This window comes from Ruegeria sp. HKCCA6707, assembly GCF_013033515.1.
GTDB lineage: Bacteria > Pseudomonadota > Alphaproteobacteria > Rhodobacterales > Rhodobacteraceae > Ruegeria.
Genome location: NZ_WQEG01000014.1, coordinates 48,701 through 63,816, shown reverse-complemented (window position 1 = coordinate 63,816; position 15,116 = coordinate 48,701). Strand labels below are relative to the sequence as shown.

The window sequence follows — 15,116 nt, the reverse complement described above, 5'->3', positions numbered from 1 at the left end:
CAATCCCGTGCATCTGCAAAACCTTCACAAACGCTTCTTCTGTGGTCATCTTCATCGGGCAAACTCCGGAGTAATAGGGTGCAAACGGCCTTTCGGCGCGGTATTTCTCAGCGGTTTTGGCGTATGGGTGCCTGAGGCGTTAGGGCCAGAAGTGCAGTCCGGATATGTCCAGCTTAGGTTTTGCTTCGGATCGCTTGGGCAATTTGTTCGATGCCCGGAGCGATGCGTTCCGGTGGTATTGAGGAATAGCCAAGCCGGTAGTAATTCCGAGGTCGGTCAGACCCGGAAAAGAATTGCTCTCCTGGCTCGATATGAACGCTGCGCGCCCTTAATTCCTTGGCCAATCGCGTGGTGTCTATCCCGTTTGGCGCTTGCATCCAGATCGACGATCCTCCGTGATATCCATGCCCGGCGATGGTCAGCCCATGCTGATGGATGGCCGCTTCGATTGTGTCGCGTCTTTGGTGCAGGGCTTTCGACATCCGGCGGATCTGCGCGTCGTAATGTCCCAGTGATAGAAAATAGGCTGCGGTGCGCTGAACATGGCCGGGAGGATGACGCAGAACCAAGGTGCGCAGGGCGCGCACCTCGCGGATAAATGCTTCGGATCCGACCATGTAGCCAAGCCGCAACCCCGGAAACAGGGATTTGGAAAAGCTGCCCACATAGACAACCCGCCCATCGCGATCCATCGATTTCAGCGCGGGCGAGGGCGCACCCAGATAGGACATTTCGAACTCGTAATCGTCCTCGACGATGATCGCGTTCAGGTCGCGAGCGCGATCCAGCAAGGCATTGCGCCGGTCCACGGGCATGGTGGCCGTGGTGGGGCATTGGTGGCTGGGCGTGGTAAAGATGACATCAGTCTGATCGGGGATGTCCTGCGGTGGTAGCCCGTCTTGATCCACCCGTATCGGCACAAGTCGACAATCGGAATGTGACAGCAGATTGCGCAGCGAATAATAACACGGATCTTCAATCGCGGCGGTCCGGTCAGGTTTCAGCAATACCCGCGACGCCAGCCACAAGGCGTTCTGGGCACCCAGCGTTATCAGGATTTCTTCGGGGCGCGCGGCAATCCCGCGCCGTGGCAGGGTGTGCCGGGCAATGAACTCGACCAGCAGAGGATCATCTTGGTCGACGTAATCTCCGGTCAGCGAATCGAAATCCTTGTGCCCCAATGCGCGCACGGCGCAGAGACGCCAATTGGCATGATCGAACAGGGACCGGTCAGTCTGCCCATAGATGAACGGATATCGAAAGTCGCGCCAGTCGCTGGGCTTGCGCAGAAAATCTCCGCCTGAAAACGGACGCGCAAGCGACCTTTCCCAGTTGACCGTGTCATCACTGCGCTGGAGGGGGGTGTATTTCGGGGGCACCGGAGCATTCTGCGACACGTAGTAGCCCGACCGCCCGCGCGAGGTCAGATAGTCATTGGCCAATAGCTCGGTATAGGCGAGCGTGACCGTGATCCGGCTGACCCCAAGATGTGATGCCAGCTTGCGTGAGGATGGCAATTTCTCACCAGTGTGAAAGCGGCCCGATAAAATGCCTTCGGCAATCATCTGCTGAATGCGTGCTTGCAACGTACCCTGACCGTTGGGATCAAGGAAAAAGGTGTCCACGGAAATTCCCATCCCTCCTTATAGGTTGGACTTAAGGCAGAGGCAATCTGGACTTAAGCTCCTTTGAGGAAATCCATCGGTTGACCACCGGCGTCGAACAAACTATATAACCAGAAAATTAGTTATGTAGGGAAATCCAATGTGGGAAGAAGCTGCCGCGGGATTCTCGGCCATGGGCTCTGAGGCCCGATTGAAAGTACTGAAAACGCTGGTCCGCGCAGGTGAGGCTGGGCTGACCGTTGGTGAAATCCAGACGCGCACGGGCATAGCCCCGTCAACACTGGCCCATCATCTGCGATTTCTGGCAGCGGGTGGCGTGGTCGAGCAGGAAAAGATCGGACGCACGACAATCAACCGTGCGTGCTATGGCGAATTGCAGAAACTGGCGCAGTTCATTCTGAGCGAATGCTGCGCGGACCAGATTGAAAAGGCCGCAAATGATGGCTGAGCTGACACAAAACCCCAAAACCTCGGTGCGCAACGTTATCGACGCGCTTAAAACGCCATGGGCTCTGATCATTGCCATTCTGCTGCTGGTTGCCCTGTTGGATCCGGGCAACTGGACCGAAATCGTGACATTTGCGGCCAAGGCGCTGGCGCATACGGGTCAGTACATCCTTTTTGCCGTTTTGCTTTTGTCTTACCTCAAAGCCACGGGTGCTGAGGTCATGGTGGCCCGCGCCTTTGAGGGGCGCGAGACCCGAATGATCTTTTTGGCGGCGTTGTTTGGCGGGCTGGCGCCGTTCTGTTCCTGCGAAGTCATTCCCTTTATCGCGGGCCTTTTGGCGCTTGGCGCACCGCTATCGGCGGTCATGGCCTTCTGGCTCAGTTCACCCTTGATCGATCCGCCAACGCTGCTGATCACAGCGGGCGCATTGGGCTGGCCGTTTGCGATTGGCAAAGCCGTCGCTGCGGTGGCCCTGGGCCTGTTTGGCGGGTTTGCCGTGCGGGCGCTGATGCGGGGTGGGGCGTTTGCGCAGCCTTTGCGGAACTACAAGCCGGCGGGATGTTGCGGTTGCGGCCCCAAGCTGGACGACAAACCCGTTTGGACATTCTGGAAAGACCCGGACCGCCGTCAGCGATTTCGCTCGGAGTTCGTCCAAAACGGCCTGTTTCTGCTCAAGTGGCTGGCATTGGCTTATGTGCTCGAGGCGTTGCTGGTCAGCTATGTCCCGGCAGATCTGATCGCGCGCGTCGTTGGCGGAGAAGGTGTTGGCCCGATTGTCGTGGCTGCGCTTGTGGGGATGCCGGCCTATCTGAATTCCTATGTGGCTCCGCCGCTGCTGGCCGGTTTGATAGAGCAGGGCATGACCGCGGGTGCCGCAATGGCCTTTATGGTGGCGGGTGCCGTCAGCTCGATCCCCGCGATGGCGGCAGTTTGGTCGCTGGTCAAGCCGCGTGTCTTTGCCACCTATCTGGCTCTGGGTGTTGGCGGTGCGATCCTTACGGGTATCGTGTTTCAGATGGTTTAAAAAAAGCCGCCTGGGCAATTCCGGGCGGTTTTCAAGGATCAACTCGATCCGCAGAGCCGTGGCAGTTTCAGCCGATACCGCGCCTCGCCGCTTTCAACATAAACGCGTTTTTCAACGCAGGCATCAGATCCCACGCTCTGCGAGATCTGCGCATCTGTTGAGGTGAGCGAGACAGCCGACCCATCCGGCAGACGGACTGACGCAACCACACCGTTCCGCAGATCACCGTTGATCGCCGTTGCCGACAGGACCGGCACGGTTAGAAACGCTTCGTGCTCATGCTCTCCGTCGTCGCCCACAAGAACGATCACCGAAACAATAACGACCATGACCAAGGCACCGGCCAGAGCCAACCCCCAGGTCTTGAGGAAAGCATAGATCGAAACTGCGCGATGCGGGCCGAAAACTGCGGACAAAACGTTCAGCATGGGATTCCCAAAGCAAGCGCCCCGGGCCTGTCAGGCCGGGGCTGTTCCAGGATCAGGGGCGAAACTCGTCTTCTTCTTCGTCCGTCTCGCCACCTTTGGGCAGGTTGAAGAAGCTGTCCGCATCAACAACCTCTTCTTCTTTTTCCTCAGCTGGCTCATCGGTCAACGAGAAAGTTTCCAGCCCTTCAATTGCCGACGGGATCTTGGGTGCTGCATCCATATCCAGTGACTGTTCGGTGGACACCAGCTTGCGGCGCTCATCATCACTCATGACCTTGCCTTCAGCCGCTTGTTTGGCTGCGGCTTTCTGAACGGCTGTATCCAGCTCGGACTGTTTGCACAGGCCCAAGGCAACCGGATCGATCGGTTGCATATTGGTGATGTTCCAGTGGGTGCGCTCGCGGATCGACTGGATTGTCGGCTTGGTGGTGCCGACCAGTTTGGCGATCTGACCGTCGCTCAGCTCGGGGTGGAACTTGACCAGCCACAGGATCGAGTTCGGGCGGTCCTGACGCTTTGACAGCGGCGTATAACGCGGACCACGGCGTTTTTCCTCACCCGCTGCCGACGGGTTGAATTTGAGCTTGAGCTTGTGCAGCGGGTTGTTCTGCGCTGCGTCAATCTCTTCCTGCGTCAGCTGATTGTTGGAAATCGGGTCGAATCCTTTGACGCCCGCAGCCACATCGCCATCTGCGATGCCCTGCACCTCCAACTCGTGCATTCCTACGAAATCCGCGATCTGCTTGAAGCTGATCGTGGTGTTATCCACCAGCCATACGGCGGTTGCCTTGGCCATCAGGGGTTTTGCCATCAGCCCGTCTCCTATACATACATCTGTCCCGTCGCCGGAATTCGGCGGCCCCGTGGCTTTGGGGCAGGTTTCCGTTGTCGGGGAACTTGGGGCTTATATAGTCGCGTCAGGTTAAGAAGGAAAGAGGCGAATGCGCCAAGGAATTTTGGGGCTGGTTTTGTTGGTGCTGGGCGCGATTTCCGCTTGGGCCGAGGGCGAAAAGGCCGGAGAGTTTGACTATTATGTCCTCGCGCTCAGCTGGTCACCCAACTGGTGCGCGCGCGAAGGTGATGCGCGCGGATCAGATCAATGTGATGAACGTCATGACCACGGATGGATCTTGCACGGGCTCTGGCCACAGTTTCACCAAGGCTGGCCCTCTTATTGCCGCACGCCCGAGGCACCGCCCTCACGCTCGATGACTCGCGCGATGGAGGATATCCAGGGCAGTGCGGGCTTGGCCTGGCATCAATGGAAGAAACACGGCACCTGTTCAGGCCTCTCCGCACCTGACTATTTCGCCCTGTCGCGCGAAGCTTACGATCAGGTGAGCCGCCCAGACGTGTTCCGCAAGCTGGATGCTGCCGTCAAACTGCCCGCATCTGTAGTGGAAGAGGCGTTTCTGAAAGCCAACCCCGGGTTAGAGCGTGACATGATCACGGTCACCTGCAAACAGGGCTATATCGCCGAAGCGCGCCTATGCCTGTCCCGCACGCTTGATCCGGTGCCCTGCGGCCGCGACGTGATCCGGGACTGCACGGCGAAAGACGCGCTGTTCGACCCGATTCGTTAAAGCTTCTTGTTCTGACAGTCCCGCGCATAGTCCAATGCTTTGGCGGTTCCCTTTAGATCAATGGCCATCACCGTCTGACCTTCGGGATTGAACACTGTCAGCGTCTTGTTCTGCGCAATCGCCGTCACGAACGCCCGGTCTGTAAAAAACACGGTCGCGCCCGGTACGTCCCGGTCATTGAACCCAATCGCTGTTGCGTCATAGCTTTTGCCGTCCAGCTCAAACCGGATCGGATAGCGCTCGCCCTGCTGTATGGCGCCCCAGGCTTTGTTGTAGACGGCGAAATATCCACGATTGTCCAAAGCATCATAGCCAAGCCGTACGACCGAAAGATCCTGATAGACCGTCTGGATCAGGCACCCATTGCCCAATGCGGGATCCATCATGATGTTCCAGCCTTCGACAAAGCCTTTGTCGACAAGGTTCTGCGCAAGGGCAGAGGTGGCGGTGAAGGCGGCGAGGGTGAGGGCGAGAAGGCGGGTCATCAAACTGTTCCGGGGCAAAGAAGATACAAGATCTTTCTATCTTCAAAGCTGTTCAGTCCAAAGGGAAATTCGGGAGTTGGTGCGTTGGCCATCTTGACCGGGTTTAATTTACCTATTGATTAATTAACTAACAGGTTTATTAATGGGCCTATGACTGAAGACGAAAAACTGGACTTCGCCTTTGCGGCACTTGCCCATCCCGCCAGACGCGCGATGCTGGCGCGATTGGCCCAAGGGGAAGCGACTGTCAAAGAGCTGGCAGAGCCGTTTGACGTCAGCATGCCAGCGATCTCAAAACATTTGCGTGTGCTGGAAGGAGCGGGCTTGATCGAACGCTCGCGCAACGCGCAGTTCCGTCCTTGCCGGTTGAATACAGACCCGCTGAAATCGATCGCAAACTGGACCGACCAGTACCGTCACATCTGGGAAGTTCGCTTTGAGGCCATGGAAAAATTACTGAGCGAAATGAAGGATTTGAAAGATGGATGATTCTGAAAAATGGGTGCGGATCGTGCACGAGTTCCAAGCGCCCATGGCGCTGGTCTGGCGGATGTGGACCGATCCTGCACTGTTCCAGAAGTGGTATGGCCCTATGGGGTTCTCCGTGCCAACAGCAGAGATTGATTTGCGTGTCGGTGGGGTACGAAAGATCTGCATGGAAATGAAAACGCCGGAAAAAACCATGAGGATGTGGTTTACCGGCGTCTACAAGGAAATCACCGAGCCGTCTCGATTGGTCTATACCGAAAGCATGTGTGATGAGGCTGGAAACATCCTGTCGCCCAAAGACATGGGAATGCCAGAAGGCCATCCGGACATAACCGAGGTTATTGTGGATTTGCGAGAATTAGACGGCAGAACGCAGATGACCATGGTGCATCGTGGCGTCCCCGCGGGCAGCGCCGGCGAAGGTGGCTGGAAACAGGCGTTCGAGAAACTGGAGGTCGTATTGGCGAAAGGATGATCTAATCCAAGGAATAAGGTTAGATCTCTTTCCGCGCCCTCAGCGCCGCCGTGATCGTCCCGTCATCCAGATAATCCAACTCGCCCCCAATCGGCACACCTTGTGCAAGTGAGGTCAAGCGCACCTGGCCCTCGAGCTGATCGGCGATGTAATGCGCAGTGGTCTGTCCGTCGATTGTGGCGTTCAGGGCCAGGATGATCTCGGTGATTTCTTCTGCCAGCACACGGTCCCGCAGGCGTGGGATGCGCAGCTCGTCCGGGCCGACCCCGTCCAGTGCTGACAAGGTTCCACCCAGAACGTGATAACGGCCTTTGAACACACCCGCGCGTTCCATTGCCCAAAGGTCAGCCACGTCCTCGACCACGCACAGCTCTCCGGTCGCACGGGCCTCATCATTGCAGATATCGCAGATATCAGACGTGCCGACATTGCCGCAGTTCAGGCACTCGCGGGCGGTGACGGCAACCTGCTGCATTGCGTCCGAGAGCGGTGTCAGCAGCAGGGCACGTTTGCGGATCAGGTGCAGGACAGCGCGGCGGGCGGAACGGGGGCCAAGGCCCGGCAGTTTCGCCATCAGGTCGATCAGATTATCAATGTCGCTGTTAGAGCTCACGGCCTGTCCTGTCTGGCACCGGAGGGAGCCTCCGGCGGGAGTATTTTTGAAAAGATGAAGATCAGAAGGGCAGTTTGATATCCGCCGGCAGCCCCATGCTTTCGGTCAGTTTGGCCATTTCCGACTGCGCGCGTTCGGCGGCTTTGGTCTGGGCGTCCTTGATGGCGGCCAGGATCAGATCTTCGACCACTTCCTTGTCGTCGCCATTGAATATCGACGGATCAATGTCGAGCCCCTTCAACTCGCCCTTGGCAGTGGCAGTGGCCTTGACCAGACCGGCCCCGGATTCGCCAACAACCATCAGAGTGTTCAGCTCTTCCTGCATTTCCGTCATCTTGGTCTGCAAGTCCTGCGCGGATTTCATCATCTTGGCCATATCGCCCAGGCCGCCAAGCCCGCCGAGTCCTTTGAGCATCGGTAATCTCCTTTAACTGGTTTGACGCTTAAATACGAAGGGCGTCGGTGTGGCACAAGGGGCAGGAATGCTCCCGCCGGTCGTCGAGGTCTTTGGCAAGACCTTTCCTCCCGTTGGGCCCGGCAGCGCGGGCTTTGCCCGCGCTGCCGGGCCCAAGTCCGCTCAGGGGTAACGGCGTCAGCCGATAGCCCGTGGCGGGCGCGGGAGTTTTGCCTTTATCTTAGTCCTCCTCGAACGGGTCCCATTCATCCTCGACCTCGGGCAGGGCTTCGGTTTCGATCTGGGCTGCGCGTTGCTCGGGGGTTTCGATTTTGGTGATCCGTGCTTTCGGGAACTGTTCCAATACTGCCTGAACCAGCGGGTGCGCCTTTGCCTTGGATTTCAGAGCCAGATCGGCGGCGTCGCGGGTTTCTCCGATCGTGGGGGCTTCGCCGTCCGAGACAATCGAGACGGCCCAGCGGTTCCCGGTCCAGCGCTGCAGCGCAGATCCCAGCCGCGCGGCCAGGTCTGACGGCGCTTGTTCGGCGGGTGTAAACTCGATCCGGCCGGGCTGGTAGGACACCAGACGCACGCCGTTTTCCACTTCGACCAACAGTTTTACGTCCCGGTTGCTGCGGATCAGTTCGACGACGTGGTTGAAGGTTGGATAGCGTGCCAGGGCGGTGGCGGGGTCCTGGGCCAGCGCAGCGGAAGGCCCCCCGGCGGGGCCGCGCGCGGCCATGGCAGGTTGCGCAATGGCTTGTGTCGGAGCAGCGTCAGGCGCTCGGGTTGGCACGCCACCATCCGGTCCGCCATTCGGTGGTGGGGCAGGCATGTCCTGCAACCGTTTCACCAGCTCTTCAGGGCTGGGCAGGTCGGCCACATGGGTCAGGCGGATCACCGCCATTTCCGCCGCCATCATGGCGTTGGGTGCAGCCGAAACCTCTTCAAGCGCTTTCAGCAACATCTGCCACATCCGGGTCAGCACCCGCATCGGTAGCGCCTCGGCCATTTGCTGACCCCGGGCGCGTTCGTCGGGGGATACTGTTGGGTCTTCGGCAGCGTCGGGGGTGATTTTCACGACCGAGACCCAGTGGGTAATTTCCGCCAGATCGCGCAGAACTGCCAGCGGATCTGCCCCTTCGGCATATTGGCTGCCCAGCTCGGTCAGTGCCCCTGCTGCGTCGCCGCGCAGGATCATATCCATCAGATCCAGCACCCGGCCCCGGTCGGCCAGACCCAACATAGCGCGCACCTGGTCGGCGCTGGTTTCCCCCGCGCCGTGGCTGATCGCCTGATCGAGCAGAGACGTGGCATCGCGGGCTGAACCTTCGGCAGCTCGCGTGATCAGCGCCAGCGCGTCGTCGGCGATTTGGGCGTCTTCGGCATCCGCGATCCGGCGCAACAGCGCGATCATGTCCTCGGGTTCGATCCGGCGCAGATCAAAACGCTGGCAACGGGATAGGACCGTCACCGGGACCTTGCGGATCTCGGTCGTGGCAAAGATGAATTTTACATGTTCGGGTGGTTCTTCCAACGTCTTGAGCAGCGCGTTGAACGCGCTGGTCGAGAGCATGTGAACCTCGTCGATTATATAAATCTTGTACCGCGCGCTGGCGGCGCGATAGCGCACGCTGTCGATGATATCGCGAATATCATTCACACCGGTGCGACTTGCGGCATCCATCTCAATCACATCGACATGGCGGCCTTCCATGATGGCCTGACAGTGCTCGCATTGACCGCAGGGTTCCGTTGTAGCTCCGCCCGTGCCGTCAGGACCGATGCAATTCATACCCTTAGCGATGATCCGGGCCGTTGTGGTTTTCCCCGTTCCCCGAATGCCGGTCATGACAAAGGCTTGCGCAATCCGGTCCGCCTCGAACGCGTTCTTCAGCGTGCGGACCATGGCGTCTTGCCCAACCAGATCGGCAAAGGTTTCCGGGCGATATTTGCGGGCGAGAACCTGATAGGCAGGGCTTGGCGTGTCGGTCATGTTGTCTCTGACGGATTCGAGTTCCGATGCAGCGTAGAGCGACCTGCTCGTCGCGTCCACCACGAGGGCGCGAATTTCGTTTTGGATTTGGCTTGGCTTGGTTACACCGCTGAGGCACAGAGGCGCCGAAGGACACGAGACATGAGTGGATTTCAGATTTACAGTCTGACTGTGCGCGATGGGCAGTTGGCATTGTGCCCATTGCCGGGGCGCGATGGCAATTACGAAGCTGATCTACGTGCGATTGCGGCTTGGGCGCCGGATCTGGTGATCACTTTGACGACTGCCGAAGAAATGGCCCAGCTGGGGGCCTCGGCGTTGGGGCGCGACGTTGAGAATATCGGTGCGAAGTGGGTCCATTTCCCGATTGCTGATTTCGGCACGCCCGAGGATGACGCACAGTCGACGTGGGAAGATGTCAGAGCTCTGGGCCTGCGCCAGCTGTCTGGTGGCGGCCGGGTTCTGGTGCATTGTCGTGGCGGCTGCGGGCGGTCTGGGATGGTGGTGCTGCGGTTGATGATTGATAGCGGCGAAGCGCCGGCAGAGGCGTTGGCGCGGCTCAGAAAAACCCGCGCTTGCGCTGTGGAAACTCAAGGACAGATGGACTGGGCGATGGGCCATCAAGGCTGAGCTAGATCGAGGCCTGCTCGGCAGCCTGCGCCGCTACTGGCGCGGCGTTGGTGGTGACCTGCAACATGGCGCATGGCGTCTTGACCAAGGCGTCTGCGGCCATCGAAGTTACTTTGGCCGAGAACATCAAGTCAGCGAACTGTTCCAGAGTCTCGTTTTCAGTCCGGGGATCAGCGTCACAAAAAAATCGAACCTGCTTTGGTCGGGCCAGATATCGTGCGGTGCACCCTTTGGCGCAATGGGTCAGCTGTGCGTGGCCGTCAACTTCGAACCCATCTGTTGTCACAGGTTTGGCCGCTGACATCGCCTGGGCTATCGCGCGCGCCAATTGCGCCAGCGCCGGGCAGGGTTTGCCAGTGCGCTGGCAAAGAGTGGCCGAAAATTGATGAGTTTTTGTGTTCCAGATCATACCGCGCCCTCCGCGCAATGGGCAGGGGCGAAGATCAGGAACACTTGGCTTCCGACAAGCAGGCCCGCCCGGACACCCCGCCCGAGTTTCGGTTTCAATTCTTGATGGCAGGTCTCCTGACTTGCGGGTTATCGCTCTGCCGACCTTCCCAGCCTTGCGGCCAGTGGTTTTTCGACATTGCTCTCCGCCTACAGTTGCGGGGGCAGTCTCGGATTTGGGCCGTTCCGATCAGATCGGATTGGCCCGCACCGCGTTCCCTTTTCATCCCGACCCCAAACCGGGGTGCGAGAACCATCACACAACCGCTAGCGTTCGGGGCGGGGCGCTGTCAAGCGGACGTTTGGTCATGCGCGCTGCGGCTTGACAGTGATGGTCGAGCTGGGCGCATATTAATTCTGAACTGATTGGTTCAGTGTGGGCGGGTGACACTATGCGAGATGACCAGCATATCATCGAAACCGAGGATTTTTGGATCCCGTCACAGGGCGGAAACTTGTCGGCGCGGCTCTACAAGCCAGTCATCGAGCCGGAAATTGTGGTGACGCTGAACAGTGCAACCGGAGTTCCGCGCGACTACTACCAGCATTTCGCACTCTGGCTGGCGCTTGAGCATGGTATGGCTTGTCTTACCTATGATTATAGCGGCTTTGGGCAGTCGCTGACCGGGCGCATTCAGGATGCAATTGTTACCATGGCCGATTGGGCCTTGGTGGATATACCGGCAGCGCGTGCAGAACTGCGCCGCCGCTATCCGCAGGCGCAGCATTGGACCATAGGGCATTCCATCGGTGGAATGTTAGGCCCGGTTCAGCCGGACGTGGCGCAGATCGACCGGTTGATTTGCGTGAACTCGGGGCTTGTGACCTTTACCGACCATCCCTGGCCCTACCGTGCCTTGGCTGGGTTGTTCTGGTACGGGCACGCACCACTGCTTGCGCGTATGTTGGGGTATCTGCCCGGCAGGGCGGTTGGGTTTGGCCCGGACCTGCCGGCGGCAGTATATTGGCAATGGCGCCGATGGTGCGCGGCTCCGCGCAATTATGAGCCTGAAATCGGCGGGTCCTTGCCCGATGTCACCTGGGATTCGACCTCAGGCACAGTCGACCTGGTGACTTTCACCGACGATCAAATGGTCCCACCACAAGCCGTTTGGCGGCTGGCCGAGCTGTTCGGACCTGACGCGCAACGCCATCTGATCGACCCGAAGGACCATGGCTTGCAATCAGTGGGCCATATCGGGGCTTTCGCGCGGCGCAACTCGGCCATCTGGCCGCGTCTTATCGCACAGCAGGGTGTCTAGAAAGGTTGTGGAAGTAAGTGAGAGGTTGGACATCGACCCAAGCGGGGCTCGTTGTGGCTGCTTCCTTCCGGACCTGACCAGGTTGGCGAGGCGCTCGCCCGCGCCAACCTCTCGACCTTGGATATAAGCAAGCACCGTCGGATTCGCAACCCGTCAGAGCGTCAACGCGATCCGCAGGAAACCCTGCGCATCGGTCCCCAGTAACTCTGGCGCGTATGGGTCAAGCTCGTCGATATGGTCCAACGCTTTTGGTCCGGTCTCCAGAATCGCTTTGGCACCACCCAGATTGCTGAAGCCAAAGGGATTTTCGGCGTGTTCCAAAGGATCTACCTGGCTGCTTTCGGCCAAATAGTCCCGCAAAACGCTTTGGATGCTGCAGGATGGAAGGTGGAGTTTGCGTGCATCGGTCACGGCGTTGAAATTTCCACCACCATTGACGCGATAGTTGTTGGTAGCGACGACGAATTCCGCTGCATCGTCAACAGGTCGCGCTTGCCAGCGCAAATTTCGGATCCGGCGGGCCTCTGGATCTGAAAGATGCCCATCCGCCCGATAACGCGCCGGTTGGCTGAGGTCGATTTCATAGGTCAGCCCATGAATGATATCAAAGTTGTGACCCGCGCGATCGGGGTCTGTCAGAACTGTTGCCGAGTCTGGATTCAGTTGCCTGAAAATCCCCGCCGACATTTCGAGCCATTCGCTTAGCTGTACCCCGGTGACACGCACGGCACGCAGTTCATTTGGGAACAGGTGAATATCTGCGACATGCCGCATCGAGATATCCCCGGCGGGTATGTCAGTATAGAAATCTGGGCCCGAGCGCCCTCCGAACTTGGCAGGGGCGACCGCCGAGAGCACAGGCAATTCCGATGCAGGATCATCATTCAACAAGGCGCGTAACGCGGCCGCCTGCGCGGCCGCCAAAAGCGCCAGGGCCCGATCTGGCGCGCAATAGGCGAAATAGCTGTGTATCGACGTTTCAAGACGCCCCACAGGCTCTGGCGCAAGGGTCCGCGTTTCGGCGTGCCCCCGAGCGAACAGGGCTACCATTTCGGGATCTTCCAGAACATCCGTATTTTTGGGACAAATCGAACGCAGTTCGGTTTCAAAATCACATATGGTCCAGGCGCCGGACATCTTATTGTCCAAAGTTATGTCTATGACACCCAGATAAGACCCTGCCGACCCGGCCATGACGACCGGTTTGCCATGAACCCTCCCTCGTCGAGCATCCACAAAGGGCAAATGGTCATGCGCAGGGCCCGGAAGGGTCAGGTGGGTATGTCCGGCTATGATTACGTCGATGCCGTCGATTGCTGCCAGTTGTATTACCGTGTTTTCCAGACCGGGCCCCGCGCTTTCGGCTTGCAGGCCGGAATGGGCCAGAACGATAATCAGATCGCAGCCAAGGTTGCGCAGCGTGCTGACAGTTTCTTCGGCGCTGCGCAAAATGTCGTGCGAAGCCACCTGACCGTCCAGCTTGTGCCGCTCCCACATTGTGGTTTGTGGAGGTAGTGCGGACATGACGCCGATCTTGATGGTGGCTGTTCCAGTATCATGCGTTATGTTGCGGCTTAAAACGGTGTAGGGTCGCCAGCCCGCGCCTGTGGGCTCACGGTCCAGATTGCTGCAAAGCACGGGGCAGTTCAGTTGTGACGCAAAGCCGTCGATCAGATCCAGCCCGAAGCTGAAATCGTGATTGCCCAGCCCAACGGCATCGTACCCAAGCCGATTGAACGCTTGAGGCAAGGGGTGAGTTTCCGCACAGTGCGCGGCAGCCCAATCGCCAAAGGGTGTGCCCTGCAAGGCATCACCATTGTCGAACAGCAAACTCAACACCCCTTCGGAATGCGCCTCATCCTGCGCAGCACGGATCAAGCTTGCGGTTCTGGTAAATCCGATCCTTGGGTCCTTGCGATCCGAATAATAGTCAAATCCGGTCAAATTCATATGAAGGTCGGTCGTCGCTAGGATCTGGATACGCGCCGGCGATGATGAAACTTCGGCGGTCTTGTCTTTTGTATTCAAGTGTAAAACTTCTGCATGTTGTTGTGCAATTGAATAATCCTATAGGTTGAATAAGCGCAATAAAAACGACAAGTTCGCGGACAATCTGCCGCATTCTAACGATAGCATATTTGAAAGGTCATTGCGTCAACGATCAAGACGTGGCAGCCCTGTCGCCAAAATGAGGGCGGTGCATGAAACGAGCAGAGGAGGTGACCTTTGGGGGGTCCGGCCTGAACAGGGCGGCTGAGCGGCGCAGTGACGCTGCCTTGCTGGCTCAGGATTTGGCGGATCCGTCGGCGCGCTGCCTTTTGCTCTGGCGCGGAAAGGTTTTGGTGCAGGGCGAGAATTTGGACCAACTGGCGCTCGTTCCGCTCAGCCACACCCTGTTGACCGACGGTCCCGGTGGTATCGTTGACGCACCGGTTTTTCTCGGCCTTACCAAAGAGAGAGCGCCTTTGTTCGCAACCGATATTTCCGGCTGGGCCGCCGAAGGGTTGGATCTGGCTGGCGTAGGTGCGTTTGTCGATCAGACCGAGCAGCAGCATCCAGATTTGCCCACCGGTCAGGTCTTTGCCGAGCTGCGCAGGATCATGACCCGTCTATCGGCGCGCGATGCCGAATTGGCCGCGACAGCCAAGGCCGTCATCGGCTGGCACGAAACCCATCGGTTTTGCGCCCGCTGCGGCGCTCCCAGCGAGATGGCGCAAGCGGGATGGCAGCGCAGTTGCCCCGATTGCGGTGCCCAGCATTTCCCAAGAACCGACCCCGTGGTGATCATGCTGATCACACATGGCAACGCGGTTCTGGTCGGGCGCTCACCTGGGTGGCCCGAGGGCATGTATTCGCTGCTGGCCGGTTTTGTTGAACCAGGCGAAACGCTCGAAGCTGCGGTGCGCCGCGAGGTGATGGAGGAAGCCAACGTGCCCGTGGGCGCTGTGCACTACCTCTCAAGCCAGCCCTGGCCCTTCCCGGCCTCGTTGATGTTCGGCTGCGCGGGCGAGGCTTTGTCACGTGATATCAAGATCGACCCGGTTGAAATCGAAGAGGCGATGTGGGTGAGCAAGACCGAGATGATGCAGGCGTTCGCCGGGGATCATCCGAAACTGAAACCCGCCAGAAAGGGTTCGATTGCTCATTTTATCCTGCAACATTGGCTGGCGGATACGCTGGATTAACCCTTAGAACGATAAGCAGGGAAAAGGCTGAG

17 protein-coding genes, 1 other RNA gene and 1 riboswitch are annotated in these 15,116 nt (G+C 58.7%); of the genes, 8 read left to right on the top strand and 10 right to left on the bottom strand.

The window, feature by feature from the left end; genetic code table 11:
- Nucleotides 1-173: 173 nt before the first annotated feature.
- Nucleotides 174-1,637 (bottom strand): PLP-dependent aminotransferase family protein, encoded by a 1,464-nt coding sequence (locus tag GOW40_RS20685; RefSeq protein WP_171133730.1) that lies wholly within the window; start codon nucleotides 1,635-1,637, stop codon nucleotides 174-176.
- 127 nt (nucleotides 1,638-1,764) lie between these two features.
- On the opposite strand from GOW40_RS20685, the gene GOW40_RS20680 reads away from it, so the two are divergent.
- Together GOW40_RS20680 and GOW40_RS20675 are read left to right on the top strand one after the other, a co-directional pair.
- Nucleotides 1,765-2,073, top strand: a complete 309-nt coding sequence (locus GOW40_RS20680; RefSeq protein ID WP_171103739.1) for a helix-turn-helix transcriptional regulator — start codon at nucleotides 1,765-1,767, stop codon at nucleotides 2,071-2,073.
- On the top strand, nucleotides 2,066-3,097 hold the full coding sequence (locus GOW40_RS20675; RefSeq protein WP_171133729.1) for a permease: 1,032 nt from the start codon (nucleotides 2,066-2,068) through the stop codon (nucleotides 3,095-3,097). The genes GOW40_RS20680 and GOW40_RS20675 overlap by 8 nt, the downstream gene beginning before the upstream one ends.
- A gap of 38 nt (nucleotides 3,098-3,135) precedes the next feature.
- Here the strand turns inward: GOW40_RS20675 and GOW40_RS20670 are convergent, their stop codons facing one another.
- Nucleotides 3,136-3,525, bottom strand: coding sequence for a hypothetical protein (locus tag GOW40_RS20670; protein ID WP_171103735.1), 390 nt, complete (start codon nucleotides 3,523-3,525; stop codon nucleotides 3,136-3,138).
- 52 nt (nucleotides 3,526-3,577) lie between these two features.
- A complete protein-coding gene (locus tag GOW40_RS20665) occupies nucleotides 3,578-4,336 on the bottom strand; it encodes a DUF1013 domain-containing protein (RefSeq protein WP_171133728.1) in 759 nt (252 codons plus the stop codon).
- A 130-nt stretch (nucleotides 4,337-4,466) separates the two neighbouring features.
- Between GOW40_RS20665 and GOW40_RS20660 the strand changes: the two genes are divergently transcribed.
- Nucleotides 4,467-5,108: a ribonuclease T2 gene (locus GOW40_RS20660; protein WP_171133727.1), complete on the top strand. Its 642-nt coding sequence runs from the start codon at nucleotides 4,467-4,469 to the stop codon at nucleotides 5,106-5,108.
- Here GOW40_RS20660 and GOW40_RS20655 read toward each other — a convergent pair.
- On the bottom strand, nucleotides 5,105-5,593 hold the full coding sequence (locus GOW40_RS20655) for a hypothetical protein (RefSeq protein ID WP_171133726.1): 489 nt from the start codon (nucleotides 5,591-5,593) through the stop codon (nucleotides 5,105-5,107). The two genes, GOW40_RS20660 and GOW40_RS20655, sit on opposite strands and share 4 nt — an antisense overlap.
- Before the next feature lie 150 nt (nucleotides 5,594-5,743).
- Between GOW40_RS20655 and GOW40_RS20650 the strand changes: the two genes are divergently transcribed.
- Both GOW40_RS20650 and GOW40_RS20645 read left to right on the top strand, forming a co-directional pair.
- Nucleotides 5,744-6,082: a helix-turn-helix transcriptional regulator gene (locus tag GOW40_RS20650; RefSeq protein WP_171103727.1), complete on the top strand. Its 339-nt coding sequence runs from the start codon at nucleotides 5,744-5,746 to the stop codon at nucleotides 6,080-6,082.
- Entirely contained in the window at nucleotides 6,075-6,557 is a 483-nt protein-coding gene (locus GOW40_RS20645) for an SRPBCC domain-containing protein (RefSeq protein ID WP_171133724.1), read from the top strand. The genes GOW40_RS20650 and GOW40_RS20645 overlap by 8 nt, the downstream gene beginning before the upstream one ends.
- Before the next feature lie 19 nt (nucleotides 6,558-6,576).
- Here the strand turns inward: GOW40_RS20645 and recR are convergent, their stop codons facing one another.
- The 3 genes from recR to GOW40_RS20630 form a co-directional block, all read right to left on the bottom strand.
- A complete protein-coding gene (recR, locus tag GOW40_RS20640; protein ID WP_171133723.1) occupies nucleotides 6,577-7,170 on the bottom strand; it encodes a recombination mediator RecR in 594 nt (197 codons plus the stop codon).
- 61 nt (nucleotides 7,171-7,231) lie between these two features.
- A complete protein-coding gene (locus GOW40_RS20635) occupies nucleotides 7,232-7,585 on the bottom strand; it encodes a YbaB/EbfC family nucleoid-associated protein (RefSeq protein ID WP_171103721.1) in 354 nt (117 codons plus the stop codon).
- 220 nt (nucleotides 7,586-7,805) lie between these two features.
- Nucleotides 7,806-9,560: a DNA polymerase III subunit gamma/tau gene (locus tag GOW40_RS20630; protein WP_171133722.1), complete on the bottom strand. Its 1,755-nt coding sequence runs from the start codon at nucleotides 9,558-9,560 to the stop codon at nucleotides 7,806-7,808.
- A gap of 141 nt (nucleotides 9,561-9,701) precedes the next feature.
- Here GOW40_RS20630 and GOW40_RS20625 point away from each other — a divergent pair, with 141 nt between their 5' ends.
- Nucleotides 9,702-10,190, top strand: a complete 489-nt coding sequence (locus GOW40_RS20625) for a protein-tyrosine phosphatase family protein (protein ID WP_171133721.1) — start codon at nucleotides 9,702-9,704, stop codon at nucleotides 10,188-10,190.
- Between the two features lies 1 nt (nucleotide 10,191).
- On the opposite strand, the gene GOW40_RS20620 is transcribed toward GOW40_RS20625, so the two are convergent.
- The gene (locus tag GOW40_RS20620) at nucleotides 10,192-10,599 is read right to left on the bottom strand and encodes a hypothetical protein (RefSeq protein WP_171133720.1); all 408 of its coding nucleotides are present in this window, start codon (nucleotides 10,597-10,599) and stop codon (nucleotides 10,192-10,194) included.
- An 88-nt stretch (nucleotides 10,600-10,687) separates the two neighbouring features.
- Nucleotides 10,688-10,910, bottom strand: a riboswitch (cobalamin riboswitch).
- A gap of 119 nt (nucleotides 10,911-11,029) precedes the next feature.
- On the opposite strand from GOW40_RS20620, the gene GOW40_RS20615 reads away from it, so the two are divergent.
- Nucleotides 11,030-11,899: an alpha/beta fold hydrolase gene (locus tag GOW40_RS20615; protein WP_171133719.1), complete on the top strand. Its 870-nt coding sequence runs from the start codon at nucleotides 11,030-11,032 to the stop codon at nucleotides 11,897-11,899.
- Nucleotides 11,900-11,914: 15 nt separating this feature from the next.
- On the opposite strand, the gene ffs is transcribed toward GOW40_RS20615, so the two are convergent.
- Together ffs and GOW40_RS20605 are read right to left on the bottom strand one after the other, a co-directional pair.
- Nucleotides 11,915-12,013, bottom strand: an RNA gene (gene ffs, locus GOW40_RS20610) — signal recognition particle sRNA small type.
- Between the two features lie 39 nt (nucleotides 12,014-12,052).
- Nucleotides 12,053-13,927 carry a bifunctional 2',3'-cyclic-nucleotide 2'-phosphodiesterase/3'-nucleotidase gene (locus GOW40_RS20605; RefSeq protein ID WP_171231144.1) on the bottom strand — a complete coding sequence of 625 codons (1,875 nt, stop codon included), beginning with the start codon at nucleotides 13,925-13,927 and terminating at the stop codon, nucleotides 12,053-12,055.
- A gap of 173 nt (nucleotides 13,928-14,100) precedes the next feature.
- On the opposite strand from GOW40_RS20605, the gene nudC reads away from it, so the two are divergent.
- Complete coding sequence (gene nudC / locus GOW40_RS20600) at nucleotides 14,101-15,084, top strand: NAD(+) diphosphatase (RefSeq protein ID WP_171133717.1); 984 nt, start codon at nucleotides 14,101-14,103, stop codon at nucleotides 15,082-15,084.
- The last annotated feature ends 32 nt before the right edge of the window (nucleotides 15,085-15,116 follow it).

What these genes read in the sequence shown, in the direction of transcription:
- GOW40_RS20645 (WP_171133724.1), top strand. Translation starts at nt 6,075, where the DNA reads ATGGATGATTCTGAAAAATGGGTGCGGATCGTGCACGAGTTCCAAGCG.
- GOW40_RS20675 (WP_171133729.1), top strand. Translation starts at nt 2,066, where the DNA reads ATGGCTGAGCTGACACAAAACCCCAAAACCTCGGTGCGCAACGTTATC.
- GOW40_RS20680 (WP_171103739.1), top strand. Translation starts at nt 1,765, where the DNA reads ATGTGGGAAGAAGCTGCCGCGGGATTCTCGGCCATGGGCTCTGAGGCC.
- GOW40_RS20630 (WP_171133722.1), bottom strand. Translation starts at nt 9,560, where the DNA reads ATGACCGACACGCCAAGCCCTGCCTATCAGGTTCTCGCCCGCAAATAT.
- GOW40_RS20625 (WP_171133721.1), top strand. Translation starts at nt 9,702, where the DNA reads ATGAGTGGATTTCAGATTTACAGTCTGACTGTGCGCGATGGGCAGTTG.
- nudC (WP_171133717.1), top strand. Translation starts at nt 14,101, where the DNA reads ATGAAACGAGCAGAGGAGGTGACCTTTGGGGGGTCCGGCCTGAACAGG.
- GOW40_RS20655 (WP_171133726.1), bottom strand. Translation starts at nt 5,593, where the DNA reads ATGACCCGCCTTCTCGCCCTCACCCTCGCCGCCTTCACCGCCACCTCT.
- GOW40_RS20635 (WP_171103721.1), bottom strand. Translation starts at nt 7,585, where the DNA reads ATGCTCAAAGGACTCGGCGGGCTTGGCGGCCTGGGCGATATGGCCAAG.
- GOW40_RS20615 (WP_171133719.1), top strand. Translation starts at nt 11,030, where the DNA reads ATGCGAGATGACCAGCATATCATCGAAACCGAGGATTTTTGGATCCCG.
- GOW40_RS20620 (WP_171133720.1), bottom strand. Translation starts at nt 10,599, where the DNA reads ATGATCTGGAACACAAAAACTCATCAATTTTCGGCCACTCTTTGCCAG.
- GOW40_RS20685 (WP_171133730.1), bottom strand. Translation starts at nt 1,637, where the DNA reads ATGGGAATTTCCGTGGACACCTTTTTCCTTGATCCCAACGGTCAGGGT.
- GOW40_RS20660 (WP_171133727.1), top strand. Translation starts at nt 4,467, where the DNA reads ATGCGCCAAGGAATTTTGGGGCTGGTTTTGTTGGTGCTGGGCGCGATT.
- GOW40_RS20670 (WP_171103735.1), bottom strand. Translation starts at nt 3,525, where the DNA reads ATGCTGAACGTTTTGTCCGCAGTTTTCGGCCCGCATCGCGCAGTTTCG.
- GOW40_RS20650 (WP_171103727.1), top strand. Translation starts at nt 5,744, where the DNA reads ATGACTGAAGACGAAAAACTGGACTTCGCCTTTGCGGCACTTGCCCAT.
- GOW40_RS20665 (WP_171133728.1), bottom strand. Translation starts at nt 4,336, where the DNA reads ATGGCAAAACCCCTGATGGCCAAGGCAACCGCCGTATGGCTGGTGGAT.